At 62.5% G+C, this 23,913-nt stretch carries 25 protein-coding genes and 1 tRNA gene; 10 read left to right on the forward strand and 16 right to left on the reverse strand.

The genetic code is table 11. From position 1 onward, the window contains the following. Positions 1-2 precede the first annotated feature (2 nt). The 9 genes from ppk2 to ACZ9A3_RS00585 all read right to left on the reverse strand — a co-directional run bounded on the left by ppk2 (position 3) and on the right by ACZ9A3_RS00585 (position 7,780). Positions 3-812, reverse strand: a complete 810-nt coding sequence (gene ppk2, locus ACZ9A3_RS00545; RefSeq protein ID WP_045195966.1) for a polyphosphate kinase 2 — start codon at positions 810-812, stop codon at positions 3-5. A gap of 146 nt (positions 813-958) precedes the next feature. Then, positions 959-2,059, reverse strand: coding sequence for a redox-regulated ATPase YchF (gene ychF / locus ACZ9A3_RS00550; protein WP_045195968.1), 1,101 nt, complete (start codon positions 2,057-2,059; stop codon positions 959-961). Between the two features lie 21 nt (positions 2,060-2,080). Further along, complete coding sequence (gene pth / locus ACZ9A3_RS00555) at positions 2,081-2,665, reverse strand: aminoacyl-tRNA hydrolase (RefSeq protein WP_038997179.1); 585 nt, start codon at positions 2,663-2,665, stop codon at positions 2,081-2,083. A gap of 77 nt (positions 2,666-2,742) precedes the next feature. Continuing rightward, positions 2,743-3,342 carry a 50S ribosomal protein L25/general stress protein Ctc gene (locus ACZ9A3_RS00560; RefSeq protein ID WP_045195970.1) on the reverse strand — a complete coding sequence of 200 codons (600 nt, stop codon included), beginning with the start codon at positions 3,340-3,342 and terminating at the stop codon, positions 2,743-2,745. A 137-nt stretch (positions 3,343-3,479) separates the two neighbouring features. Continuing rightward, the gene (locus ACZ9A3_RS00565; RefSeq protein ID WP_010225730.1) at positions 3,480-4,421 is read right to left on the reverse strand and encodes a ribose-phosphate pyrophosphokinase; all 942 of its coding nucleotides are present in this window, start codon (positions 4,419-4,421) and stop codon (positions 3,480-3,482) included. Between the two features lie 48 nt (positions 4,422-4,469). After that, a tRNA-Gln gene (locus ACZ9A3_RS00570) sits at positions 4,470-4,544 on the reverse strand. A 34-nt stretch (positions 4,545-4,578) separates the two neighbouring features. Further along, complete coding sequence (ispE, locus tag ACZ9A3_RS00575) at positions 4,579-5,430, reverse strand: 4-(cytidine 5'-diphospho)-2-C-methyl-D-erythritol kinase (RefSeq protein WP_195885661.1); 852 nt, start codon at positions 5,428-5,430, stop codon at positions 4,579-4,581. Positions 5,431-5,433: 3 nt separating this feature from the next. After that, positions 5,434-6,051: a lipoprotein insertase outer membrane protein LolB gene (gene lolB / locus ACZ9A3_RS00580; RefSeq protein ID WP_045195974.1), complete on the reverse strand. Its 618-nt coding sequence runs from the start codon at positions 6,049-6,051 to the stop codon at positions 5,434-5,436. A 4-nt stretch (positions 6,052-6,055) separates the two neighbouring features. Next, positions 6,056-7,780: a tetratricopeptide repeat protein gene (locus tag ACZ9A3_RS00585; protein ID WP_213602459.1), complete on the reverse strand. Its 1,725-nt coding sequence runs from the start codon at positions 7,778-7,780 to the stop codon at positions 6,056-6,058. Positions 7,781-7,956: 176 nt separating this feature from the next. Here ACZ9A3_RS00585 and hemA point away from each other — a divergent pair, with 176 nt between their 5' ends. The 6 genes from hemA to ACZ9A3_RS00615 all read left to right on the forward strand — a co-directional run bounded on the left by hemA (position 7,957) and on the right by ACZ9A3_RS00615 (position 13,320). Further along, positions 7,957-9,234, forward strand: a complete 1,278-nt coding sequence (gene hemA, locus ACZ9A3_RS00590; protein ID WP_045195978.1) for a glutamyl-tRNA reductase — start codon at positions 7,957-7,959, stop codon at positions 9,232-9,234. Next, positions 9,231-10,313 carry a peptide chain release factor 1 gene (gene prfA, locus ACZ9A3_RS00595; RefSeq protein WP_045195980.1) on the forward strand — a complete coding sequence of 361 codons (1,083 nt, stop codon included), beginning with the start codon at positions 9,231-9,233 and terminating at the stop codon, positions 10,311-10,313. Before hemA ends, prfA begins: the two co-directional genes overlap by 4 nt. Beyond that, entirely contained in the window at positions 10,314-11,144 is an 831-nt protein-coding gene (gene prmC / locus ACZ9A3_RS00600; RefSeq protein WP_093387928.1) for a peptide chain release factor N(5)-glutamine methyltransferase, read from the forward strand. It abuts the gene before it with no gap. Next, positions 11,138-11,893: a molybdopterin-synthase adenylyltransferase MoeB gene (locus ACZ9A3_RS00605; protein ID WP_093387931.1), complete on the forward strand. Its 756-nt coding sequence runs from the start codon at positions 11,138-11,140 to the stop codon at positions 11,891-11,893. The genes prmC and ACZ9A3_RS00605 overlap by 7 nt, the downstream gene beginning before the upstream one ends. After that, entirely contained in the window at positions 11,886-12,686 is an 801-nt protein-coding gene (gene murI, locus ACZ9A3_RS00610) for a glutamate racemase (RefSeq protein ID WP_093387934.1), read from the forward strand. Before ACZ9A3_RS00605 ends, murI begins: the two co-directional genes overlap by 8 nt. Before the next feature lie 115 nt (positions 12,687-12,801). Beyond that, positions 12,802-13,320, forward strand: a complete 519-nt coding sequence (locus ACZ9A3_RS00615) for an acyloxyacyl hydrolase (protein ID WP_093387937.1) — start codon at positions 12,802-12,804, stop codon at positions 13,318-13,320. 24 nt (positions 13,321-13,344) lie between these two features. On the opposite strand, the gene ACZ9A3_RS00620 is transcribed toward ACZ9A3_RS00615, so the two are convergent. From ACZ9A3_RS00620 to ACZ9A3_RS00640, 5 genes are all read right to left on the reverse strand, one after another. Next, positions 13,345-14,067, reverse strand: a complete 723-nt coding sequence (locus ACZ9A3_RS00620; RefSeq protein WP_045195990.1) for an SDR family NAD(P)-dependent oxidoreductase — start codon at positions 14,065-14,067, stop codon at positions 13,345-13,347. Continuing rightward, complete coding sequence (gene phrB, locus ACZ9A3_RS00625) at positions 14,064-15,506, reverse strand: deoxyribodipyrimidine photo-lyase (protein WP_213602457.1); 1,443 nt, start codon at positions 15,504-15,506, stop codon at positions 14,064-14,066. Before phrB ends, ACZ9A3_RS00620 begins: the two co-directional genes overlap by 4 nt. 9 nt (positions 15,507-15,515) lie before the next feature. After that, the gene (locus ACZ9A3_RS00630; protein WP_476252036.1) at positions 15,516-16,421 is read right to left on the reverse strand and encodes a MerR family transcriptional regulator; all 906 of its coding nucleotides are present in this window, start codon (positions 16,419-16,421) and stop codon (positions 15,516-15,518) included. Continuing rightward, complete coding sequence (locus tag ACZ9A3_RS00635) at positions 16,411-17,379, reverse strand: YbgA family protein (protein WP_258596397.1); 969 nt, start codon at positions 17,377-17,379, stop codon at positions 16,411-16,413. The genes ACZ9A3_RS00630 and ACZ9A3_RS00635 overlap by 11 nt, the downstream gene beginning before the upstream one ends. A 155-nt stretch (positions 17,380-17,534) precedes the next feature. Further along, positions 17,535-18,521: an NAD(P)/FAD-dependent oxidoreductase gene (locus ACZ9A3_RS00640; protein ID WP_045195999.1), complete on the reverse strand. Its 987-nt coding sequence runs from the start codon at positions 18,519-18,521 to the stop codon at positions 17,535-17,537. A 186-nt stretch (positions 18,522-18,707) separates the two neighbouring features. Between ACZ9A3_RS00640 and ACZ9A3_RS00645 the strand changes: the two genes are divergently transcribed. Further along, positions 18,708-19,613, forward strand: coding sequence for a TIGR01777 family oxidoreductase (locus ACZ9A3_RS00645; RefSeq protein WP_476252037.1), 906 nt, complete (start codon positions 18,708-18,710; stop codon positions 19,611-19,613). Positions 19,614-19,626: 13 nt separating this feature from the next. Next, entirely contained in the window at positions 19,627-20,640 is a 1,014-nt protein-coding gene (gene hemH / locus ACZ9A3_RS00650; protein WP_045196002.1) for a ferrochelatase, read from the forward strand. A gap of 62 nt (positions 20,641-20,702) precedes the next feature. On the opposite strand, the gene ACZ9A3_RS00655 is transcribed toward hemH, so the two are convergent. Together ACZ9A3_RS00655 and upp are read right to left on the reverse strand one after the other, a co-directional pair. Then, positions 20,703-21,977: a uracil-xanthine permease family protein gene (locus ACZ9A3_RS00655; RefSeq protein ID WP_093387948.1), complete on the reverse strand. Its 1,275-nt coding sequence runs from the start codon at positions 21,975-21,977 to the stop codon at positions 20,703-20,705. A gap of 2 nt (positions 21,978-21,979) precedes the next feature. Continuing rightward, positions 21,980-22,618 (reverse strand): uracil phosphoribosyltransferase, encoded by a 639-nt coding sequence (gene upp / locus ACZ9A3_RS00660; RefSeq protein ID WP_045196006.1) that lies wholly within the window; start codon positions 22,616-22,618, stop codon positions 21,980-21,982. 164 nt (positions 22,619-22,782) lie between these two features. On the opposite strand from upp, the gene ACZ9A3_RS00665 reads away from it, so the two are divergent. After that, a complete protein-coding gene (locus tag ACZ9A3_RS00665; RefSeq protein WP_010225758.1) occupies positions 22,783-23,340 on the forward strand; it encodes a hypoxanthine-guanine phosphoribosyltransferase in 558 nt (185 codons plus the stop codon). 86 nt (positions 23,341-23,426) lie between these two features. Then, complete coding sequence (locus ACZ9A3_RS00670; protein WP_476252038.1) at positions 23,427-23,894, forward strand: hypothetical protein; 468 nt, start codon at positions 23,427-23,429, stop codon at positions 23,892-23,894. Positions 23,895-23,913: the final 19 nt, after the last annotated feature.

Consider the following 23,913-nt stretch of genomic DNA (forward strand, 5'->3'; position numbering starts at 1 on the left):
CTTCAGAAGCGCTCTGGCACCATGCGCGAGGTGTAGCGGGTGCTTTTGTAGCGGCCGATCTTGCCGCGCTTGGGCAGCTCGATCTTCTGTTTGTGGGTGATGTCCTCGTAGGGCACCTGCTTGAGAAAGTGGCTGATGATGTTCAGGCGCACCCGCCGCTTGTCTTCGGAAACCGCCACATACCAGGGGGCCCAGGAGGTGTCGGAGGCGGCGAACATGTCATCGCGGGCGCGGGTGTAGTCGTCCCAGCGGGTGAAGGACTTGAGGTCCATCGGCGTCAGCTTCCAGATCTTGCGGCCATCGGTGATGCGCTCCTTAAGGCGCCGCTCCTGCTCTTGAGGGCTGACTTCCAGCCAGTACTTGACCAGCACGATGCCGGACTCGACCAGCATCTTCTCGAACGATGGCACCACTGACAGGAACTTGCTGGACTGCTCTTCGGTACAAAAGCCCATCACCCGCTCGACGCCGGCGCGGTTGTACCAGCTGCGGTCGAAGATCACCACTTCGCCGGCCGAGGGCATGTGCTGTATGTAGCGCTGGGCGTACATCTGGCTTTTTTCCCGTTCGGTCGGTGCTGGCAGCGCCACCACGCGAAACACCCGCGGGCTGACGCGCTCGGTGATGGCCTTGATGGTGCCGCCCTTGCCGGCGCCGTCGCGGCCTTCGAAGACAATACAGACCTTCAAACCCTTGGCCACCACCCACTGCTGCAACTTGACCAGCTCGATGTGCAGGGCCTTGAGGGCTTGCTCGTATTCTTTACGGGGGAGGCGTTCGCTGCTGTCTTGCTTTTCCTTTTTCTTAGCCATGCGCCGATACCTGATCTGTGGACAAGAGCCGTTTGAATGCGGCTTTGAGTATAGATCCAGGTATTGGCCCGCGTTTGCTCATGGCGCAGGCAAAGAAAAACCCCTTGAGGCATGACCTCAAGGGGTTTCGGGCTGCTGGCAGCGGGTCAGACGTTGAAGCGGAAGTGCATCACGTCACCGTCCTTGACGATGTAGTCCTTGCCTTCCAGACGCCATTTACCGGCTTCTTTCGCGCCGCTTTCACCCTTGTACTGGATGAAGTCGTCGTAGGCGACCACTTCGGCACGGATGAAGCCTTTCTCGAAGTCGGTGTGGATCACGCCGGCCGCCTGCGGGGCGGTGGCGCCGACGCGCACGGTCCAGGCGCGGACTTCCTGCACGCCGGCAGTGAAGTAGGTCTGCAGGTTGAGCAGCGAGTAACCGGCGCGGATCACGCGGTTCAGGCCTGGCTCTTCGAGGCCCAGGGCTTCGAGGAACATGTCCTTCTCTTCACCGTCGTCGAGCTCGGCGATCTCGGCTTCGATCTTGTTGCACACCGGCACCACGATCGCACCTTCTTCTTCGGCAATGGCCTTGACCACGTCCAGGTGCGGGTTGTTGTCGAAACCGTCTTCGGCAACGTTGGCGATGTACATCACAGGCTTGCTGGTCAGCAGGTGGAAGCCGCGGATCAGGGCCTTCTCGTCGTCTGCCATGTTCTTCATCAGGCTGCGCGCAGGCTTGCCTTCGGTGAAGTGCGGGATCAGTTTTTCGAGGATGGCTTTCTGCGCCAGGGCGTCCTTGTCACCACCCTTGGCGTTGCGCGCAACCTTCTGCAGTTGCTTCTCGCAGCTGTCGAGGTCGGCGAAGATCAGTTCCAGGTCGATGATCTCGATGTCGCGCTTGGGGTTGACGCTGTTGGAGACGTGAATCACGTTCTCGTCTTCGAAGCAGCGCACCACGTGGGCGATGGCGTCGGTCTCGCGGATGTTGGCGAGGAACTTGTTGCCCAGGCCTTCACCTTTCGAGGCACCGGCAACCAGGCCGGCGATGTCGACGAATTCCATGGTGGTCGGCAGCACGCGGTTCGGCTTGACGATGGCCGCCAGCGCGTCCAGGCGTGCATCGGGCATCGGCACGATGCCGCTGTTCGGCTCGATGGTGCAGAACGGGAAGTTCTCGGCGGCGATGCCGGATTTGGTCAGGGCGTTGAACAGGGTGGACTTGCCGACGTTGGGCAGGCCGACGATGCCGCAATTGAAACCCATGGTGAATCCCTCTTCGTGGAGTCAGGCCTTTTGGCTGTGCAGCTCTCTCATCGCACGCGTCCAGTCGCCGGCGAGGATGTCCGGCAGCACGCCGAGGGCAAAATCGATACTGGCGTCCAGCTTCTCCTGCTCGGCGCGTGGCGCCTTGCCGAGGACGAAACCGGAGACCCTGCTGCTGTCACCCGGGTGGCCGATGCCAAGCCGCAGACGGTGAAAGTCATTCTGGTTGCCGAGCTGGGCGATGATGTCGCGCAGCCCGTTGTGCCCGCCATGGCCGCCGCCCTTTTTGAGCTTGGCGACGCCGGGAGGCAGGTCGAGTTCGTCGTGGGCCACCAGGATGGCATCTGGCGGGATGCGGAAAAAATTCGCCAGTGCAGCAACGGCCTGGCCGCTGCGGTTCATGTAGGTGGTCGGGATCAGCAGACGAACGTCGTTGCCCTGATGGCTGAATTTAGCCGTCAGGCCGAAATACTTGCGGTCAGCGGTCAGGTTGACGCGCTGGGCGCTGGCAATGCGTTCTACGAAAAGAGCCCCTGCGTTATGCCGGGTCTGTTCGTATTCGGGGCCGGGGTTTCCCAGGCCGACGATCAGTTGGATGGCGGTCACGTCAGGGGCTCTTCCTTGGAGTTGTGGGTTACAGTGCGGGGCACTGTAACCCGGTCAACGCCGGCGTGCTGAGTAGATTACTCGGCAGCGCCTTCTGCAGCTTCAGGCGCAACACGCGGAGCGTGAACGTTGGCAACAGCCAGGTCGTTACCGTGAGCCAGAGCGACGAACTCGACGCCTTTCGGAGCTTTGAGGTCCGACAGGTGGATGATCGCGCCGACTTCGGCGTTGGCCAGGTCGACTTCGATGAACTCAGGCAGGTCTTTGGCTTCGCAGGAAACTTCGATCTCGTTGACAACGTGGGAGATCTCGCCGCCTTTCTTGACCGGAGCTTCTTCGTTGACGAAGTGCACAGGTACTTTGGCGGTCAGTTTCTGGCCAGCAACAACGCGGACGAAGTCAGCGTGCAGGATGAACTGCTTGGCTGGGTGACGCTGCATCGCTTTGACAACGACGTTTTCTTTCTTGCCGTCGATGTTCAGCTCGATAACGTGGCTGTAGGCAGCTTCGTTTTCGAACAGTTTGGCGATTTCCTTGGCCACGATGGTCAGGGATTGAGCTTCTTTGTCACCACCGTAAACAACGGCAGGGATCTGGGCGGCGAGACGACGCAGGCGGCGGCTCGCACCTTTCCCCAGGTCGGTACGCGCTTGGGCGTTCAGAGTGAAATCAGTCATTTTGTATCTCCAAAATAGCCATCTCCCGCAGGCGTTTGCGACCAGCGCCAAACGGGGTGGGCAAAAAAGCCCCGCCCCAACAACAGGTGTTGGGGCGGGGCGCTTTTCGTCAACGAGAGGTTCGCGAGGGAAAACCCTCAGCGGAACATCGCGCTGATCGATTCTTCATTGCTGATGCGGCGAACCGCCTCGGCAACAACCGGTGCAATATCCAGTTGGCGGATACGGTCACAGGCTTGTGCTGCAGCGGACAGCGGGATGGTGTTGGTCACCACCAGTGCGTCCAGCACGGAGTTCTCGATATTCTCGATCGCCCGACCCGAGAGGACAGGGTGCGTGCAGTAGGCGTAAACCTTGGCAGCGCCGTGTTCTTTCAGGGCCTTGGCCGCGTGGCACAGGGTGCCGGCGGTGTCGACCATGTCGTCGACGAGAATACAGGTACGTCCTTCGACGTCGCCGATGATATGCATCACTTCGGAGTGATTGGCCTTTTCACGGCGTTTGTCGATGATACCCAGATCGACACCCAGGGACTTGGCAACAGCACGTGCACGCACGACGCCGCCGATGTCCGGGGACACGATCATGAGGTTCTCGAAACGCTGGTCTTCGATGTCATCCACCAGAACGGGGGAGCCGTAGATGTTATCTACCGGAATATCGAAGAAACCCTGGATCTGGTCAGCGTGCAGGTCGACAGTGAGAACACGGTCGATACCGACGACGGTGAGCATGTCAGCGACGACTTTGGCGCTGATAGCAACACGCGCCGAACGCGGACGGCGATCCTGGCGGGCATATCCGAAGTAAGGAATCACGGCAGTGATTCGGGAAGCTGAGGAGCGGCGGAAGGCATCGGCCATCACTACCAGTTCCATCAGGTTATCGTTGGTTGGCGCGCAAGTCGGCTGAATGATGAAAACGTCCTTACCACGAACATTTTCATTAATCTCAGTGCTGATTTCGCCGTCGGAGAATTTGCCGACAGAAACATCACCCAGTGGGATATGCAGCTGACGTACGACACGCCGAGCCAGATCGGGGTTAGCGTTCCCCGTAAAGACCATCATCTTGGACACGCGCAGTACCTGAAGGCTGAGGGTATACCTGGATGAGTATAAGGAAAATGGCAGGGGCGGCTGGATTCGAACCAACGCATGGCAGGATCAAAACCTGCTGCCTTACCGCTTGGCGACGCCCCTGTATCTGTTGCTGCGAGCACCTGGTGCTCGATTCCTAGAGCAGACTCTGCAGCGTGCGATGCAACATCGAAACGTTGCTTCCCTTAGCTACAAACCCTGTTTGGGTCTCTGCAAGAAGGGCCAAAACTTTATCAGCTTCAGCTTTGTTTGGGAAGGCCCCAAACACACAACTTCCAGTTCCGGTAAGCCGAGCCTCAGTGAATTCGTTTAACAAATTCAATGAATTGCGTACCTCTGGGTAACGCTGCTCTACCACCGGTTGGCAGTCATTTCGACTGTTTCCCTTGGGAACGGGGCGCATCTTAAGGGGCAAGGAATCACGTGTCAACAGCGGATCTGAAAAAATTTCTGCTGTGCTAACAAATACTTGCGGGACCAGCACGACATACCAGGGCTCTTCGGGGTCGACCGGGGTCAGCTTCTCGCCCACGCCCTCGGCGAACGCCGCATGGCCGCGGACGAAAACCGGCACGTCGGCGCCCAGGCTCAGGCCCAGTTCAGCCAGCTGGTCTTCGCTCAAGCCCAGTTGCCATAAATGGTTGAGGCCGAGCAGGGTAGTGGCGGCGTCGGAGCTGCCGCCGCCAATGCCGCCGCCCATGGGCAGGATTTTTTTCAGCCAGATATCCACGCCCTTGTCGCAGCCGGTCAGGGCCTTGAGCTTGCGCGCGGCCTTGACGATCAGGTTGCTTTCATGGGGGACGTTGTCGATCTCGCTGTGCAGGCGCACTTCACCGTCTTCGCGCAGGGCGAAAGACAGCTCGTCGGCATGCTCGAGAAACTGGAACAGGGTTTCCAGCTCATGGTAGCCATCGGCGCGGCGGCCAAGAATGTGCAGCATCAGGTTGAGCTTGGCCGGGGCCGGCAGGGTCAGGGTTGCAGTGTTCATTGATCAGTGGCCCAGTTGCCGTGGTTGCCAGTCTTTGACCACCAGGGTCACGTCGAGGTTTTGCCCGTGCAGCTTGATCCGCTCGGGCAGCCAGTAGCCGTTCTGTTCGGCGTAGCTCAGGTATTGCACGTCCCAGCCGTCCTGCTTGAGGCTGGCCAGGCGGCTGTCGCCGTCGAGGGTCAGCTGGCTCTTGCTGTCGGGGGCGGGCAGGCCGCGAATCCACCAGACCAGGTGCGACACCGGCAGCTCCCAGCCCAGTTGTTCGGCCAGCAGGGCTTCCGGGCTTTGCGCCTCGAAGCGGCCCTGGTTGGCGACCTCGAGGGTGACGCCGCCGGGGCGCCCGGTCAGGCGTGCAGCGCCGCGGCCGAGCGGGCCGGACAGGCGGATGTCGTAGTAGTCCTGGCGCTGCAGCCAGAACAGCGTGCCGCTGCCGGAGTCTTTCGGCGCGCGGATGCCGACCTTGCCGTTGATCTGCCAGCCATCGAGGGTGCTCAGCTGTTGCTTGTGCTCGCGCCACAGCTGGGGGTTGCCTTCGCCCCGCAGGGCCTCACGGGAGCCGAAGCCGGCACAACCGGCAAGCAGGGCAATCAGGCAGAAGGTGATGCAGTGGCGCAAAAACATAGGCTTATAGAGTCTCGGATCCGGTCAGGCGCAGGACGGTCTTGCGCAGGATAGGGCTGTCGGGCTGGGCTTCGAAACCTTTGGCCCAGACCTGGCGGGCTTCGCGGCGCTTGCCGTTGGCCCAGAGCACTTCACCCAGGTGGGCAGCGACTTCGTGATCGGGGAAACGCTCGATGGCCTGGCGCAGCAGGCGCTCGGCTTCGTCGAGGTTGCCCATGCGGTAGTTGACCCAGCCGAGGCTGTCGAGCACCGCCGGATCGTCCGGGGTGATCTGGTGCGCCTTGTCGATCAGGGTCTTGGCTTCGGCATAGCGGCTGGTGCGGTCAGCCAGGGTGTAGCCCAGGGCGTTGAGGGCCATGGCGTTTTCCGGCTCGCGGCTGATGATGCTGCGCAGGTCTTTTTCCATCTGCGCCAGGTCGTTGCGTTTTTCCGCCAGCATGGCCCGGGTGTACAGCAGGTTGAGGTCGTCCGGGTACTGCTTGATCGCTTGCTGCAGCACCTGCTCGGCCTGGGCGTCCTTGTCGTTGTTGCCCAGGGCTTCGGCTTCGATCAGGTACAGCTGGATGGCGTAGTCGGGCTGGGCTTCGCGGGCTGCGGCCAGGCGCCGCGAGGCCTCGGCGCTGCGGCCGTTGGCAATGAGGATGTCGGCCTGGCGCAGTTGCGCTGGCAGATAGTCGTTGCCGGGGCCGACCAGGGCGTACTCGTTGAGGGCGCTTTCGGGGTCGTTGCGTTCTTCATGGATGCGCCCCAGGTTCAGGTGCGCGGCATCGACATGGCTGTCGCGGGCGATCAGCTCTTCGAGGTAGCCGGCGCCTTCGTCCCAGTCCTTGGTTTCCAGGCTGACCAGGGCCAGCGAGTAACGCAGTTCATCGTCGTCCGGGTATTGCTGGACCAGGCTGACAAACTCGGCCTTGGCATCGGCCAGGCGATCCTGCTCGACCAGCATGCGCGCGTAGGTCAGGCGCAGGCGTTTGTCGTCCGGGTACTGGCGAATGGTTTTCTGCAGCAGCGGCAGGGCCTCTTTGCCGCGGTCCAGGCCTTGCAGCAGGCGCGCGCGCAGCAGCACCGGGGCAATCTCGCCGGCTTCGGGCGGGTGTTCTTCGAGCAGGTCGAGGGCCGCCTGGGCCTTGCCATCCTGTTGCAGCAGCAGGGCCTTGCCGAACACCAGCTGACCGTTGTCAGGGTACTTCACCAACAGACGATCGAAACTGTTTTGCAGGCCGGTGCGGGTGTCCGGGTCGGTTTCCAGTGCCGACAGGGCGAGGAAGTCGAAGTGGGTGTCGCCCTGGCCCTGAAGGACCTTTTCCATGTAGACCATGGACTCGTCATAGCGACCGCTGCGAGCCAGCTGGATGGCGGCGGCGCGCTGGGAGTCGAGGTTGCCGGGGTCGTTTTTCGCCCAGATCAACGAGGTGTCGAGCGCGGCCTGGTCGGCGCCCAGGTATTCGGCGATGCGGTAGGCGCGTTCGGAAATACCCGGGTCCTGAGTCTTGATTGCCTGGCTGACGTAATTGTCCAGGGCGATATCGAAACGATCGCGCTGGCCGGCAAGTTCTGCGGTCAGCAGGCTGTACACGGTGTCCTGGCTGAACGATCCGTAGACGGTGGGCTTGGCCGGTTGTACCGGGGCGGCATCTGCAGGCGCCTTGGCATCCGGGGAATCCGGAGCCAGGGTCTGGCAGCCCTGGAGCAAGGCAAGGGCAAGGAGCAACGCGTAGGATCTATTCATAATCGGGATTTGGGCGGCTTACCAGCGGTCGGATCATCATGACACAAGCGCCGGGGCAAACCCATAAGCGAAGGTCTCGGTAGGGGTAGACTATAGAGACAATAGCGAGCGGTGGTTGTTCTGCGCTCTGCGAAGTAGGACAATTATCGGCTTCTCGTCACAATCAGCGACCTTGCATGGCCTTTCTTGCCCTCGGTATCAACCATAAGACTGCCTCGGTAGACGTACGCGAGCGCGTGGCGTTTACCCCTGAGCAGCTGGTGGACGCCTTGCAGCAGCTCTGCCGACTGACCGCCAGCCGCGAAGCCGCGATCCTTTCGACCTGCAACCGCAGCGAGCTTTATATAGAGCAGGACCACCTGGCTGCAGAGAGCATCCTGCGCTGGCTGGCCGAATATCATCAACTGAGCCTGGATGAACTGCGCGCCAGCGCCTACATCCATGAAGATCACGATGCCGTGCGGCACATGATGCGGGTGGCCTCCGGGCTCGACTCGCTGGTGCTGGGCGAGCCGCAGATCCTCGGCCAGATGAAGTCGGCCTATGCCGTGGCGCGCGAAGCCGGAACCATCGGCCCGCTGCTCGGGCGGCTGTTCCAGGCGACCTTCAGCGCTGCCAAGCAGGTGCGTACCGATACCGCCATCGGCGAAAACCCGGTGTCGGTGGCCTTTGCCGCCGTGAGCCTGGCCAAGCAGATCTTCAGCGACCTGGGCCGCAGCCAGGCGCTACTGATCGGCGCCGGTGAAACCATCACCCTGGTCGCCCGCCATCTGCACGAGCAGGGTGTGCGGCGCATCGTCGTCGCCAACCGCACCCTGGAGCGCGCCAGCACCCTGGCCGAGCAGTTCGGCGCCCATGCGGTGCTGCTGGCCGACATTCCCCAGGAGCTGGTCAACAGCGATATCGTCATCAGCTCCACCGCCAGCCAGTTGCCGATCCTCGGCAAGGGTGCGGTGGAAAGCGCCCTGAAGCAGCGCCGGCACAAGCCGATCTTCATGGTCGACATCGCCGTGCCGCGCGATATCGAGCCACAGGTGGGCGAGCTCGATGACGTTTACCTGTACACCGTCGATGACCTGCACGAAGTGGTCGCCGAGAACCTCAAGAGCCGCCAGGGTGCTGCCCAGGCCGCTGAAGAGCTGGTCTCGGTGGGCGCCGAAGATTTCATGCTGCGCCTGCGCGAGCTGGCCGCGGTGGATGTACTCAAGGCTTACCGTCAGCAGAGCGAGCGCCTGCGCGACGAAGAGCTGCAAAAGGCCCAGCGCCTGCTGGCCAATGGCGCCAGTGCCGATGAGGTGCTGGTGCAACTGGCCCGTGGCCTGACCAACAAGCTGCTGCATGCGCCCAGCGTGCAACTGAAAAAGCTCTCTGCCGAAGGCCGCCTCGATGCGCTGGCCATGGCCCAGGAACTCTTTGCCCTCTCCGAGGGTTCGACGGATAAAACCCCGCAATGAAAGCGTCGCTGCTGAATAAACTGGACACGCTCCAGGACCGTTTCGAGGAACTGACCGCCCTGCTGGGCGATGCCGAGGTCATTTGCGACCAGACGCGCTTTCGCGCCTATTCCCGTGAATACGCTGAAGTCGAGCCGGTCGCCGTCGCCTACGCCCAGTGGCGCAAGGTCCAGGATGATCTGGCCGGCGCCCAGGCGCTGCTCAAGGACAGCGACCCGGACCTGCGCGAAATGGCCGTGGAAGAAGTGCGCGAAGCCAAGGAGCAACTGGCGCAGCTGGAAAACCAGCTGCAGCGCATGTTGCTGCCCAAGGACCCCAACGACGGGCGCAACGTGTTCCTGGAAATCCGCGCCGGTACCGGTGGTGACGAGGCGGCGATCTTTTCCGGCGACCTGTTCCGCATGTATTCGCGCTATGCCGAAAAGCGCGGCTGGCGCCTGGAAATTCTCTCGGAGAACGAGGGCGAACACGGCGGCTACAAGGAAATCATTGCCCGGGTCGAAGGCGACAGCGTCTACGGCAAGTTGAAATTCGAGTCCGGTGCCCACCGCGTCCAGCGTGTACCCGAGACCGAATCCCAGGGCCGCATTCACACCTCGGCCTGCACCGTGGCGGTGCTGCCGGAGCCGGACGAGCAGGTGGCGATCGAGATCAACCCGGCGGACCTGCGTGTCGACACCTACCGTGCCTCCGGTGCCGGTGGTCAGCACATTAACAAGACTGACTCGGCAATCCGCATCACCCACTTGCCCACCGGCATTGTCGTCGAGTGCCAGGAAGAACGTTCCCAGCACAAGAACCGTGCCCGGGCGATGTCCTGGCTGTCGGCCAAGCTCAACGACATCCAGACCAGCGCGGCGCAGAATGCCATGGCCAGCGAGCGCAAGCTGCTGGTCGGCTCGGGTGACCGTTCCGAACGAATTCGTACCTACAACTATCCACAGGGGCGGGTGACCGATCACCGCATCAACCTGACCCTGTATTCCCTGGATGACGTTCTGGCCGGTGGGGTCGACGCGGTAATCGAGCCGTTGCTGGCCGAGTACCAGGCGGATCAACTGGCGGCACTGGGTGAGTAAATGACGATTATTGCCAGCTTGCTCCGCGGTGCGGAGCTGCCGGATTCGCCGACCGCGCGTCTGGATATCGAACTGCTGTTGGCGGCGGCCATCGGCAAGTCGCGCAGCTACCTGCACACCTGGCCGGAGCGGATTGTCAGCAGCGAAGCGGCGTTGACCTTTGCCGACTTCCTGCAGCGCCGCCGCGCCGGTGAGCCGGTGGCCTACATTCTGGGTCAGCAGGGGTTCTGGAACCTCGACCTGGAAGTGGCCCCGCATACCTTGATCCCGCGTCCGGAAACCGAGCTGCTGGTGGAAACCGCCCTGCAGTTGCTGCCGGGTAGTGCGGTCAAGCTGCTCGACCTGGGCACCGGCACCGGGGCGATTGCCCTGGCCCTGGCCAGTGAGCGCCCGTTGTGGCAGGTCACCGCGGTCGACCGCGTGCTCGAAGCCGTGGCCCTGGCCGAGCGCAACCGCCAGCGCCTGCAACTGAACAACGTCAACGTGCGCAGCAGCCACTGGTTCGATGCCTTGGCTGGCGAGCGCTTTGACCTGATCATCAGCAACCCGCCGTACATTGCCGCCGCCGACCCGCACCTGGTGGCCGGTGACGTGCGCTTTGAGCCCAGCAGCGCGCTGGTCTCCGGCGAAGACGGCCTGGACGACCTGCGCTGCATCGTCAGCCAGGCGCCGGCGCACCTGGCGCCGGCTGGCTGGCTGCTGCTCGAACACGGTTACGACCAGGCCGCCGCCGTGCGCGAGCTGCTGGCCAGGCATGATTTCGAGCAGATCGAAAGCCGCCTCGACCTCAACGGCCACGAGCGCATCACCCTGGGGCGGCTGTCGTGCTGAGCGACCAGGAGCTGTTGCGCTACAGCCGGCAGATCCTCCTGGCGCAGGTGGATATCGACGGTCAGCTGCGGCTGAAAAACAGCAAGGCGCTGATCGTCGGCCTCGGCGGTCTCGGCTCGCCAGTGGCGCTGTACCTGGCGGCCGCCGGGGTTGGCGAATTGCACCTGGCCGACTTCGATACGGTGGATGTCACCAACCTGCAGCGCCAGGTCTTGCACGACAGTGCGTCGGTAGGCCTGAGCAAGGTTGATTCGGCGCTTGCCCGGCTCACCGCGATCAACCCGCAAATCACCCTCAAAGCGCATCGCCGCGCGCTGGATGAGGACTCCCTGGCTGAAGCGGTCAAGGCCGTGGACCTGGTGCTCGATTGCTCGGACAACTTCACTACCCGCGAAGCGGTCAATGCTGCCTGCGTCGCCCACGGCAAACCGCTGGTCAGCGGCGCGGCGATTCGCCTGGAAGGGCAGTTGTCGGTGTTCGACCCGCGTAACCCGCTAAGCCCCTGCTACCACTGCCTGTACGGGCACGGCAGCGAAGCCGAACTGACCTGCAGCGAAGCCGGCGTGTTGGGCCCGCTGGTGGGGCTGGTTGGCAGCCTGCAAGCACTTGAGGCGCTGAAGCTGCTGGCCGGTTTCGGCGAGCCGCTGGTGGGGCGCTTGCTGTTGATCGACGCCCTTGGCAGCCGCTTCCGTGAGCTGCGGGTCAAGCGCGACCCGGGCTGCAGCGTGTGTGGCGAGCATCATGGCTGACGCTGCGGCGGCGCCGGTCGGCGTTTTCGATTCCGGAGTCGGCGGCCTGTCGGTACTGGCCGAGATCCAGCGCCTGCTGCCCGACGAGTCGCTGCTGTACGTCGGCGACTGCGGCTACATCCCCTATGGCGAGAAGTCGCCGGCGTTCATCCGCCAGCGCTGTCGCATGGTCGCCGAGTTCTTCCGCGAGCAAGGCGCCAAGGCCATGGTCCTGGCTTGCAACACCGCCACCGTGGCGGCGGTGGCAGATTTACGCGAACAGTATCCGCACTGGCCGATCGTCGGTATGGAGCCTGCGGTCAAACCCGCCGCTGCCGCGACCCGCAGCGGTGTGGTCGGCGTGCTGGCCACCACCGGCACCCTGCAAAGCGCCAAGTTCGTTGCCTTGCTCGATCGCTTTGCCAACGACATTCGCGTCGTCACCCAGCCTTGCCCGGGCCTGGTGGAGTGCATCGAGGCTGGCGACCTGAGCAGCCCGGTGGTGCGTGAGATGCTCCAGGGGTATGTAAAGCCCTTGCTCGACGCCGGCTGCGATACCCTGATCCTGGGCTGCACCCATTACCCCTTCCTCAAGCCTCTGCTGGCGCAAATGATCCCCGCCTCGGTGGCGATCATCGATACTGGCGCCGCCGTTGCCCGGCAATTGCAGCGCCTGTTGGGCGAGGGTGAATTGCTGGCTGCAGGACCGGCGCGCGATGCGCAATTCTGGACCAGTGCCAGCCCTGAACATTTGCGAAAGATCCTTCCAATGTTGTGGAATAAATCTGACAGTGTGCGAAGCTTTCCAATGTAAAAAAAGTGTGAAAAGCACTCAACATTGACTGAACTAACGCAACGCTGCCGATTTCTATTTATTGTCTGGTGAGACAGAAAAACCAACAACAGCATTAGGAAAAAGGACGTTTCTCATGAAGAAACTGCTTTGCTTGGCTGCTCTTGCAGCCGTTACCCTGGGGCAATCTTTCACAACTCAAGCAGCGGACGTGTCGTTCTCGGTCGGGCAGACCGGCGACTCGACCATGACCTATCGCCTCGGCCTGCAATCGAACTGGGATGTCAGTTGGTGGCAAACCAGCGTAGGCCGTATCACCGGCTATTGGGACGGTGCCTACACCTATTGGGATGGCGACGAGAAGTCGAGTAACCACAGCCTGTCGTTTGCGCCGGTGTTCGTTTACGAGTTCGCCGGTGAGTCGGTCAAACCCTATATCGAAGCCGGTATTGGTGTGGCCGCATTCTCCAGTACCGAAGTTGAAAGCAACAAACTCGGCTCTTCGTTCCAGTTCGAAGATCGCATCGGCTTTGGTTTGCGCTTTGCCGGCGGGCATGAAGTCGGCGTGCGGGCGATCCACTACTCCAACGCCGGGCTGCAAACGCCCAACGATGGGGTAGAAAGTTACGCGTTGCACTATCGCATGCCGCTCTAACCTGAAAGAGCACAGCCCTGTGTTTTACACAGGGCTTGCAGGTAGTTCGGGCAGTGGCCAGAGGCTGTTGAGGTTGAGGGCTTCGAGCAGTAGCTCGGGGGCGCGCTCTGGCAAACGCTGGATGATCACATCGGCAGCAGTTTCCGGCGTCCATTGTTCAGGTCGGACCTGAACCGCCAGCAGTGGCGTTTTCAACGCCTGCGGTGCGACCACGGTCAAGGCGATGCCTTTGCTCTCGAGCTTCTGACGCTCAGCGCGAAACACTTGTGTCAGGTTGTTGTCCGGGGTTGCCGGCTGGCTGGGCTCGTAGAGTTGCAGCGCCGAATAGCGGCTGAGCACAGCCAGCACCTGTGGCGCCTGGCCTTTTTCCAGCAGCGGCACTGCCACGTTCAAGCAATGAACCGAAGCGCTCAGGTTGCTGCTGGCGATGGCTTCGAAAATGGCCGTCGGCGGCAGGCCAGGGTCCAGGTAATCGCAGGTGCCGGCATTCACCAGCAGGCAATCGAGGGCGCCCCAGTGGGCCTGGAGTTGCTGGCCAGCGTGTGCGGCCTGCGTGCCATCATCGAGATTGCCGTCAAGCAAAAGCAACTGCTCGGGGTTGAGCTGCGAAAGGCCCTTGAGCTCGGGCGAAGGACGTCCGCTGGCAGCGACTTTCCAGCCCTGCTCAAGCAGTTGTTGCACCAGCGCCAGGCCCAGGCCGCTGCTTGCGCCGGTGACCCACACCTTGCGCGCGATGGGTTCGCTCACATGACTGCCCTCTCTTCCTGCCGCGTGGGTAAATTCCTGAATGCATTCAACGCACGTTGGCGACTGCTACCGAGGTCCACAATAGGCTGTGGATAATGATTAGTAGCAAAAAGATCGCCAGCTGGCACGGGATTGTGGATTTTTTTTTCATCCAGGTCGGCAAGCTCAGGCAGCCATTGCCGAATGAAATGCCCTGCGCTATCGAAACGCTGAGACTGGCTCACAGGGTTGAAAATGCGGAAATAGGGCGCTGCGTCGGTGCCGGTCGAAGCACTCCACTGCCAGCCGCCGTTGTTGGCGGCCAGGTCGCCATCAATCAGGTGGCGCATGAAAAAGCGCTCGCCCTCGCGCCAGTCGATCAGCAGGTTCTTGGTCAGGAACATGGCAACGATCATGCGCAGGCGGTTGTGCATCCAGCCGGTGGCAAGCAATTGGCGCATGGCCGCATCGATGATCGGGATGCCGGTCTGTCCTTGCTGCCAGGCCTTGAGTTCCTCCGGTGCATGGCGCCAGGGCAGGGCCTCGGTTTCCGGGCGGAAGGCACGGTGCATCGAGACCCGTGGATAGCCCACCAGGATGTGTTTGTAGAACTCGCGCCAGAGCAGCTCGTTGATCCAGGTCACCAGGCCGCGGTTGCCACTGTCGAACTCGCCGAAGTTGTGGTTCAGCGCGGCATGCAGGCACTGACGCGGCGATATCACCCCGGCGGCCAGGTAGGCTGACAGCTGGCTGGTGCCGGCGACGGCGGGGAGGTCGCGCTGATTCTGGTAGTCCTCGGCGCATTCGTCGATAAAGCGTTGCAGACGCTGCTGTGCTTCTTCTTCACCGGCAGGCCAGAGCTCGCGCAAGGCCTGCGCAGGGTGTGGGAAACCGGCTACCTCAACGGGAACCGGATCGCTGGCAACAGCCGTCGGCGCTTGCGCCCTGATTGGGTTGACCAAGGGTGGCACGCCCAGGTGCAGGCGTTCGTAACAAACTTTGCGAAACTGGCTGAAGACCTGAAAGTAGCTGGCGCTGCGGGTCAGGATGCTGCCTGGGCGGAACAGTAACTGGTCAAGATAGCCGTGCGCGGCAATACCGTGCTCGCCCAGGGCAGCCTGCACCGCCTGGTCGCGGGCGCTTTCATTAACGCCATATTCCTCGTTGAAGTGCAGCGCCTGCACCTGATGCTCCTGGCACAGCTGCAGCAAGACCTGCGGTGCCTGCTGCCAGGTGTCGGCGTAGCGGATCAGCAGGGGGATGTTCAACTGCGCCAGTGCCGCACGCAGGCTTTGCAGATTGCGCAACCAGAAGTCGACCTTGCACGGCGCATCGTCATGGGCCTGCCACTGCCCAGGGCTGAGCAGCCATACTGCCAGGGTCGGGCCGCGTTCGCAGGCTGCTGCCAGTGCAGTGTTGTCAATTACGCGCAGGTCGCTGCGCAGCCAGATCAGTTGCATGCTGTTTGGTTACCCTTGAAGGTGAAATTCAGGCTGTTCGCCCCTGAGTTGGCGCAGGCACTGAAGCGCCGCCTGGGGCGAATCGAGGACAAACAGCGTCTCGTCCGTCCAGGCTTGCAGGGCATGCTTATGAATGCTGACTGCGCGGCCGCACAGGAGTTTCGGAATTTCGATGTCGGCCAGGTTTCTTTGTAAGCGGGCGATGTCCAGCGACTTGTCGATGCTCAGCAGCAACGCCCATGGCCGCAACTGGGCGACCGCCAGGCTCAGCTCGTTGCCCGGTGGTGGCCAGTCGAAGACCTGCACCGGGTAACCGGCATTGCTGGCCAGCCAGGCCGTCAGCCACAGCCGTGGGTCGAAGGCCAGGTCAGAGCCGTTTACCAGCAGCAAGGGGGCGCCGCCGAGCTGATGGTTGTTGTGATAGACCCGTGCCCCGAGCTTGCTGCGTAGCCACGAGAAAAAGAACACCTGCTCAAGGCCAGTGGCGAATTGGCCCTGCCAGCGCAGTTCGAGGTCGGCAAGCAGCGGCATCAACAGCTGTTCACAGAGGGTTGCCGCCGGGTACAGGGCCATGGCCTGGTTCACCTGCTGCTCAAGCCGGCGCTCGGCGAGGGCGGCGATGGCTTCCTTGAGTTGCTCGCGCAGGGCCTGCCAGTCGCTGCCGGCCGGCGACGGTGACTCCCCCGGGCTGGCTTGCAGCAAGGCTTTGACCTGGCTGACCGCCGCGCCCCGGTCAAGCCAGGTGAGGATCTGCTGGATACGCTGGACGTCTTCCTGGCTGTAGAGGCGATGCCCCTTGCCGGTGCGTTGCGGCACGATCAAGCCGTAACGACGCTCCCACGCACGCAGGGTGACCGGGTTGATACCGGTCAGGCGCGTCACCTCGCGGATCGGCAACAAGGCTTCAGATGGCATTGCGCAGGCTCAGGTTTTCCGGGTGCGGTTGCAAGTACACCTGCTGCGCCAGGTAGGGGTCGGGATGCTTGCGCAAATGATGCTTGAGCAGGGTCAGCGGCACCACCAGCGGCACCACGCCGGCATGGTACTGGCTGATCAGTTGCTGGATTTCCTGCTTGTCGGCGCGGCTCAAGGCATCGCGCAGGTAACCGCTCAGGTGCAACAGTACATTGCTGTGGGTGCCACGGCTGGCGCAGCGGCTCAGGGCCTGGATCAACTGGCTGAAGTAACGCGGGGCGAGCAACTCGGGATCGTCGTCGCGGCCCATGCTGCCCAACAGCTTGCCCAGGACTTTGTACTGCTGCGGGTTGTGCGCCATCAGCTGGTACTTGTAGCGGGAATGAAACGCGATCAGGGCGCCGCGGCTGACGCCAGCGGCGATCAGCTGCTGCCAGTCGGCGTAGGCATATACCCGGGTGATGAAGTTCTCGCGCAGCACCGGATCACAGAGCCTGCCATCTTCTTCCACCGGTAAATCGGGACGCTGCTCACAGAAGGCGGCGGCGAACAACCCGCGGCCGCCCTCGGGCGCTGGATAGCCATTGGCCTGATAGACCTTGACTCGCTCCAGGCCGCAGGAGGGGGATTTGTGCATGAAGATGTAGCCGCAAATATCGTCGAGATCCTTGGCCATCTGCTGCCCGTAAGCGCGCAACGGGCCGGACAGATCCAAGCCGGGGTCGCGGCTGCACACGGCCTGCGGGTCGGCAGGATCACCTACCAGGCGGATGGGTGCACGTGGCACGCCCAGGCCGATGGCGACTTCTGGGCAAACCGGGACCAAATCGAAGTGTTCGCTGAGGACCTCGTTGCACAGGCGCGAGGCTTTGTGGCCGCCGTTGAAACGCACTTCCTGGCCGATCAGGCAGGCGCTGACAGCAATGCGGGGCTTGCGCGGCAGGTCACGAGCGTTCATGAACAGATCCTGAAAAATATTGTACAAATAAAGTTTTATGTACAGGTAAATCCCATCATAGGGGCAAACCTGTGCAAGTCAAACCACTTGTACAACTTTTGTGCAGGATGTCGAAAATGTCAGGCGGGGCTGAACAGGAGCAGCCCCGGCAGCTGTTACTCCAGATGCTCAAGCAGCCGACGGGCCGCTTCCTGGCCGCTGAGCCAAGCGCCTTCGACCCGGCCCGACAGGCACCAGTCGCCACAGGCATACAGGCCCAGGTCAGCGTCGGCCAGGGCGCCCCATTCGTGATTGCTGGCCGGGCGGGCATACAGCCAGCGGTGGGCGAGGGAGAAGTTCGGGGCGGGCACCACGCAGCCGACCAGCTCGGCGAAATCGCCCCACAGTTGCTCGATCACCGCCTCCTTGGGCAGGTCGATGTGCTGCTTGCTCCAGCTGGAAGTGGCATGCAACACCCAGGTGTCCATGTGTTCGTCGCGCCCGGGTTTGCTCCGGTTGCGCGCCAGCCAGTCGAGGGCGCTGCCTTGTACGAAGCAGCCTTGCATCGGGGTGTCGAGCGGGGTGTCGAACGCCAGGGCGATGGCCCAGGTCGGGTCCATCTGCACGCCGGCGGCAGTGGCGGCCAGCTTGGGCGCAGCACTGAGCAACTGGGTGGCCTGAGGCGCCGGCACGGCGACTACCACCCGGCTGAACGGCCCGTGGCTGCAGCCGTCGGTGTCCTGCAGGTGCCAGTACTTCTGGCCGCGATAGACTTCGGCAATACGGCAGCTGAAGTTTACCGTGACATCCTTGAGCAGGCCGCGGGTGATGGCGCTCATGCGCGGCACGCCAACCCAGCGCGTCTGCTCGTCGGGGGAGGGGCTCAGTACGCCATCCTGATAGTGATACAGCTGCGGCTTCCATTCGGCCGCCCAACCGGCCGCTACCCATTGCTGCAACTGGTCGACAAAGCGCCGGTCGCGGGCCGTGAAGTACTGGGCGCCGAGATCAAGGGCGCCGGCATCGCTGCGTTTGCTGGCCATGCGTCCGCCGCTGCCGTGGCCCTTGTCGAACAAATGAACGGTCTGCCCGGCCTTTTGCAACGCCTGGGCGGCGGACAGGCCGGCGATACCGGCCCCGATGATGGCAATAGGTACAGTCATGATGGCCTCTTCGAACCTAATGGTTGCAGACTACGCTGCCCGGCAAACCTGTACAATGCACGAATCCTGTATAAGATGATTCCGCTCGTTACCACAGGTTGGCCTATGTTTATCCGAGAGCGATCGGTCAAAAAAGTGCCTTGTTGTTAAAAATAGACCACTGGCGCGCCATGCGAGGACACAGCCATGCATATATTGCTGACCGGCGGTACCGGGTTGATCGGCCAACACCTGTGTCAGCACTGGCTGGCCCAGGGACATCGGCTGACGGTATGGAGTCGGCGCCCTGAACAGGTGGGCAAGTTGTGTGGCTCCGGGGTGCGTGGCATAGCCCGGCTCGATGAGCTGGCCGATGACGACGGCGTGGACGCGGTGATCAATCTGGCCGGCGCACCGATTGCCGACCGGCCCTGGAGCTCCAGCCGTCGCGCCTTGCTCTGGGCCAGTCGTATCACTTTGACCGAGCAATTGCTGGCCTGGTTGGAGAAGCGTCAGCAGCGCCCCGAGCTACTGATCTCGGGTTCGGCGGTAGGCTGGTATGGCGATGGTGGCGAGCGCGAACTCACCGAGGCTTCGCAGCCGGTCAAGGAGGATTTCGCCAGCCAGCTGTGCATCGCCTGGGAAGAAACCGCCATGGCCGCGCAACCGCTGGGGATTCGCGTGGTGCTGGTGCGTACCGGGCTGGTGCTGGCGAGCGAGGGCGGCTTTTTGTCGCGCCTGCGCCTGCCGTTCAAACTCGGGCTGGGCGGGCCTATCGGCGACGGTCGGCAGTGGATGCCGTGGATCCATATACACGACCAGATCGCCCTGATTGATTTTCTCTTGCAGCACAAGGATGCCTGCGGTCCTTATAATGCCTGCGCCCCGGAGCCGGTGCGCAACCGCGAGTTCGCCAGGCGTCTGGGCCGGGCCCTGCACCGCCCGGCATTGATGCCGATGCCGGCGCTGCTGCTCAAGGCCGGGCTGGGCGAATTGTCGACCTTGCTACTGGGCGGGCAACGGGCGCGGCCGGTACGTTTGCTGGCGGCCGGTTTTACCTTCCGCTTCAATGATCTGCAATCGGCCCTGGATGAACTGTCCAGGCGCCTCTGAAATAGGACGTTGCATGACCGATCACGCTTTGCTGCTGGTCAACCTGGGTTCACCGGCCTCCACCTCTGTCGCCGACGTGCGCCGGTACCTCAATCAGTTTCTCATGGACCCCTATGTCATCGACCTGCCGTGGCCGGTGCGGCGGCTGCTGGTGTCGCTGATCCTGATCAAGCGCCCGGAGCAATCGGCCCATGCCTATGCCTCGATCTGGTGGGACGAGGGTTCGCCGCTGGTGGTGCTGACCCGCCGCCTGCAGGCCGCAATGCGCGAGCAGTGGAGCCACGGCCCGGTGGAAATCGCCATGCGCTACGGCGAGCCTTCGTTGCCGACGGTGCTGACGCGCCTGGCCAGCCAGGGCGTGAAGAAGGTCACCTTGGCGCCGCTGTACCCGCAGTTTGCCGACAGCACCGTGACCACGGTCATCGAGCAGGCGAAACAGGTGATTGGCGAGCACAAGCTGCCGCTCGAGATGGCGATTCTGCAGCCGTTCTACGACAAGCCGGAATACATCGACGCCCTGGTAGCCAGCGCGCAGCCATACTTGCAGGAGGATTACGATCACCTGCTGCTCAGCTTCCATGGCCTGCCCGAGCGACACCTGAAAAAACTCGACCCCACCGGCAAGCATTGTTTCCAGGACGCCGATTGCTGCCGCACCGCTTCGCCCGAGGTGCTTGCGGTCTGCTATCGCGGCCAGTGCCTGCGCACCGCCCAGGCGTTCGCGCAGAAGATGGGCATCCCCGACGGCAAGTGGTCGGTGTCGTTCCAGTCAAGGCTGGGGCGGGCGAAGTGGATCGAGCCGTACACCGAAACGCGGTTGGACGAGCTGGGCAAGTCAGGGGTGAAAAAGCTGCTGGTAATGTGCCCGGCGTTTGTCGCCGATTGCATCGAGACCCTGGAAGAGATCGGTGACCGCGGGCGCGAGCAGTTTGTCGAGGCCGGCGGCGAAGAGCTGGTGCTGGTGCCGTGCCTGAATGATCACCCGCAGTGGGTGCAGGCGTTGAAGGGGATGTGCGAAGAGGCTTGAGGGCCTCATCGCGGGTCTAGCCCGCTCCCACAGACTGCTTGGGAGGGGGCTAGACCTTCAGATCAAGGCAACTGATCGTCCAGCGCCTTGTTCTTCCAGCTGTCGTTACCCGGCAGCAGCAGGTTCAAGGCAATAGCCACCACCGCGCACAGGGCGATGCCCTTCAGGCCCCAGTCATCGGGGCCTGTGCCGCTACCGATCAGCACGCCGCCGATACCGAACACCAGGGTTACCGACACGATCACCAGGTTGCGCGCTTCGCTGAGATCGATCTTGTGGCGGATCATGGTGTTCATGCCCACCGCCGCGATCGAGCCGAACAGCAGGCAGAGGATGCCGCCCATTACCGGCACCGGAATGCTCTGCAGCAGCGCGCCGAACTTGCCGATGAAGGCCAGGGTGATGGCAAAGATTGCCGCCCAAGTCATGATCTTCGGGTTGTAGTTCTTGGTCAGCATCACCGCGCCGGTCACTTCGGCGTAGGTGGTGTTGGGCGGCCCGCCGAACAGGCCGGCAGTGGTAGTGGCGATGCCGTCACCGAGCAGGGTGCGGTGCAGGCCAGGTTTTTTCAGGTAGTCGCGGCCGGTCACGCTGCCCACCGCAATCACCCCGCCGATGTGCTCGATCGCCGGCGCCAGGGCCACCGGTACGATGAACAGGATCGCCTGCCAGTTGAACGCTGGCGCGGTGAAGTGCGGCAGCGCCAGCCAGGGCGCGGCGGCGATCTTGGCGGTGTCGACCACGCCAAAGTAGAACGACAGGGCAAAGCCCACCAGCACCCCGGCAATGATCGGCACCAGGCGGAAGATACCCTTGCCGAACACCGCGACGATCAGGGTGGTCAGCAGCGCCGGCATGGAGATCATCATCGCGGTGCCGTACGGCAGCAGCTCGGCGCCGTCACCGGCCTTGCCCATGGCCATGTTGGCGGCAATCGGCGCCATTGCCAGGCCGATCGAGATGATCACCGGGCCGATCACCACCGGTGGCAGCAGGCGGTCGATAAAGCCGGTGCCTTTGATTTTTACCGCAAGGCCGAGGAAGGTGTAGACGAAGCCCGCCGCCATGACCCCGCCCATGGTCTCGGCCAGGCCGAACTGGCCCTTGGCGAGGATGATCGGAGTGATGAAAGCGAAACTCGAGGCCAGGAATACCGGCACCTGACGGCCGGTCACTATCTGAAACAGCAGAGTTCCCAAACCCGCCGTGAACAGCGCGACGTTGGGGTCGAGGCCGGTAATCAGCGGCATCAATACCAGCGCGCCAAAGGCGACGAAGAGCATCTGCGCGCCGGAGACGACCTGGCGCCAGAGCGGGTCGTTGAACTCATCCTGCATGTTCAGGCGTCCTTCTGCTTGGTACCGAAGATCTTGTCACCGGCATCGCCCAGGCCCGGGATGATGTAGCCGTGCTCGTTCAGGCACTGGTCGATCGAGGCGGTGTAGATCTGCACATCCGGGTGGGCTTTCTCGACCACGGCGATGCCTTCGGGGGCGGCAACCAGGACCATCGCGCGGATGTCCTTGCAGCCGGCCTTTTTCAGCAGGTCGATGGTGGCGACCATCGAGGCGCCGGTGGCCAGCATCGGGTCGATAATCAGCGCCAGGCGCTCGTTGATCTCCGGGGCGAGTTTTTCCAGGTAGGTGTGCGCTTCGAGGGTCTCCTCGTTGCGGGCCACGCCCACGGCGCTGACCTTGGCGCCCGGGATCAGGCTGAGCACGCCGTCGAGCATGCCGATGCCGGCGCGCAGGATCGGTACTACAGTAATCTTCTTGCCGGCGATCTTCTCGACCTGGACCTTGCCGCACCAGCCGTCGATTTCGTAGCTTTCCAGCGGCAGGTCTTTGGTTGCTTCGTAGGTCAGGAGCGTGCCGACTTCCTGGGCGAGCTCGCGAAAGTTCTTGGTGCTGATGTCGGCGCGGCGCATCAGGCCGAGCTTGTGGCGGATCAGCGGATGGCGGATCTCACGGGTAGGCATAGGGAAAAGCTCCGGGGGGCGGGCAAAAAAACCGCGCTAGATTAATCTATTCAGCCATGCATGTCCTCAGACTTACTGGACGTTAGTCCAGAAATGCTTGATCTGATGCGACGGGATGCGTACCTTTGCCCGCTTTTCTCAATTGCCGCCCCTTGGAGAGCGCCATGTCCGCCGATCTCGAGCACATCCGTCAAGTCATGCGCGAGGCTGACTGCCTGCACACCGAAGCCGAAGTCGAGGCCGCCATCGCCCGCGTGGGCGCGCAAATCACCGAGGTGCTGGCCGACAGCAACCCGGTAGTGTTCTGTGTGATGAACGGCGGCCTGATCTTCGCCGGCAAACTGCTGACCCATCTGCAATTCCCGCTGGAATCGTCCTACCTGCACGCCACCCGCTACCGCAACCAGACCAGCGGCGGCGACCTGTTCTGGAAGGCCAAGCCGGAAGTCTCGTTTATCGATCGTGACGTGCTGATCATCGACGACATTCTTGACGAAGGTCATACCCTCAGCGCAATCATCGATTTCTGCAAGCATGCCGGTGCCCGCGCCGTGCACACTGCCGTGCTGATCGACAAGGACCACGACCGCAAGGCCAGCGCCGACCTCAAGGCCGACTTCTGCGGCTTGAGCTGTGTTGACCGCTATGTGTTCGGTTATGGCATGGACTACAAAGGCTACTGGCGCAACGCTAACGGTATCTACGCTGTAAAGGGTCTCTGAGGTCCACAGGCGGGGCCGGTCGACCCGGCTTGCCCCGTTTGCCTTACCCCATGCTAGAGTGCCAGGCTGCCCCCAAGGAGCCTGACATGCGTGCGATTTTCCCCCTGCTGTTCCTGCTGAGCATGCCGCTGGCCGCGGCGCCCCTGCACAGCCAGTTCCTGCCGCCCGACGACCTCGGGCTGCGTAAGGAAGTTGCCGATTCGCAGCAGTTGCTGCAGGTCACCAGCTATTCGGTGGTAGTGGGCAACCAGCGCCAGTCCAACCAGCAACCGATTCCGGTCACCTCACCGTTGATTCTGCGCCTCAAGGGCAAGCCGCTGAGCAAGGGCACGACCATCAGCCAGGTACTGGTCAGCTTCGATGCCGAAAGCAAAAGCCTGAAAAAGCCGGTGTTCGACGACAAAAGCAAAACCCTCACACTCAACTACCCGCTGGCCCAGTACCGGGTGATGCTCGACCTGCTGCGCAACGATACCGTCTATGTGCAGTTCCTCAGCTACCCCAACGGTCACATCTGGGCCGATCTGCATACCGGAAGCGTACGCGCGCGTTGAGTGCCGGCGTTGCCCGGGG

It is taken from the genome of Pseudomonas sp. TE4620 (assembly GCF_056279045.1).

Bases quoted from the DNA above. Each gene is read 5' to 3' on its own strand.
- ACZ9A3_RS00640 (WP_045195999.1), bottom strand. From the start codon at position 18,521: ATGACTGTACCTATTGCCATCATCGGGGCCGGTATCGCCGGCCTGTCC.
- ACZ9A3_RS00670 (WP_476252038.1), top strand. From the start codon at position 23,427: ATGCGTGCGATTTTCCCCCTGCTGTTCCTGCTGAGCATGCCGCTGGCC.
- phrB (WP_213602457.1), bottom strand. From the start codon at position 15,506: ATGCAACTGATCTGGCTGCGCAGCGACCTGCGCGTAATTGACAACACT.
- ACZ9A3_RS00655 (WP_093387948.1), bottom strand. From the start codon at position 21,977: ATGCAGGATGAGTTCAACGACCCGCTCTGGCGCCAGGTCGTCTCCGGC.
- prmC (WP_093387928.1), top strand. From the start codon at position 10,314: ATGACGATTATTGCCAGCTTGCTCCGCGGTGCGGAGCTGCCGGATTCG.
- ACZ9A3_RS00645 (WP_476252037.1), top strand. From the start codon at position 18,708: ATGCATATATTGCTGACCGGCGGTACCGGGTTGATCGGCCAACACCTG.
- upp (WP_045196006.1), bottom strand. From the start codon at position 22,618: ATGCCTACCCGTGAGATCCGCCATCCGCTGATCCGCCACAAGCTCGGC.
- ACZ9A3_RS00560 (WP_045195970.1), bottom strand. From the start codon at position 3,342: ATGACTGATTTCACTCTGAACGCCCAAGCGCGTACCGACCTGGGGAAA.
- ACZ9A3_RS00585 (WP_213602459.1), bottom strand. From the start codon at position 7,780: ATGAATAGATCCTACGCGTTGCTCCTTGCCCTTGCCTTGCTCCAGGGC.
- murI (WP_093387934.1), top strand. From the start codon at position 11,886: ATGGCTGACGCTGCGGCGGCGCCGGTCGGCGTTTTCGATTCCGGAGTC.
- hemH (WP_045196002.1), top strand. From the start codon at position 19,627: ATGACCGATCACGCTTTGCTGCTGGTCAACCTGGGTTCACCGGCCTCC.
- lolB (WP_045195974.1), bottom strand. From the start codon at position 6,051: ATGTTTTTGCGCCACTGCATCACCTTCTGCCTGATTGCCCTGCTTGCC.
- ACZ9A3_RS00665 (WP_010225758.1), top strand. From the start codon at position 22,783: ATGTCCGCCGATCTCGAGCACATCCGTCAAGTCATGCGCGAGGCTGAC.
- ppk2 (WP_045195966.1), bottom strand. From the start codon at position 812: ATGGCTAAGAAAAAGGAAAAGCAAGACAGCAGCGAACGCCTCCCCCGT.
- ychF (WP_045195968.1), bottom strand. From the start codon at position 2,059: ATGGGTTTCAATTGCGGCATCGTCGGCCTGCCCAACGTCGGCAAGTCC.
- ACZ9A3_RS00615 (WP_093387937.1), top strand. From the start codon at position 12,802: ATGAAGAAACTGCTTTGCTTGGCTGCTCTTGCAGCCGTTACCCTGGGG.
- ispE (WP_195885661.1), bottom strand. From the start codon at position 5,430: ATGAACACTGCAACCCTGACCCTGCCGGCCCCGGCCAAGCTCAACCTG.
- ACZ9A3_RS00635 (WP_258596397.1), bottom strand. From the start codon at position 17,379: ATGAACGCTCGTGACCTGCCGCGCAAGCCCCGCATTGCTGTCAGCGCC.
- prfA (WP_045195980.1), top strand. From the start codon at position 9,231: ATGAAAGCGTCGCTGCTGAATAAACTGGACACGCTCCAGGACCGTTTC.
- hemA (WP_045195978.1), top strand. From the start codon at position 7,957: ATGGCCTTTCTTGCCCTCGGTATCAACCATAAGACTGCCTCGGTAGAC.
- ACZ9A3_RS00630 (WP_476252036.1), bottom strand. From the start codon at position 16,421: ATGCCATCTGAAGCCTTGTTGCCGATCCGCGAGGTGACGCGCCTGACC.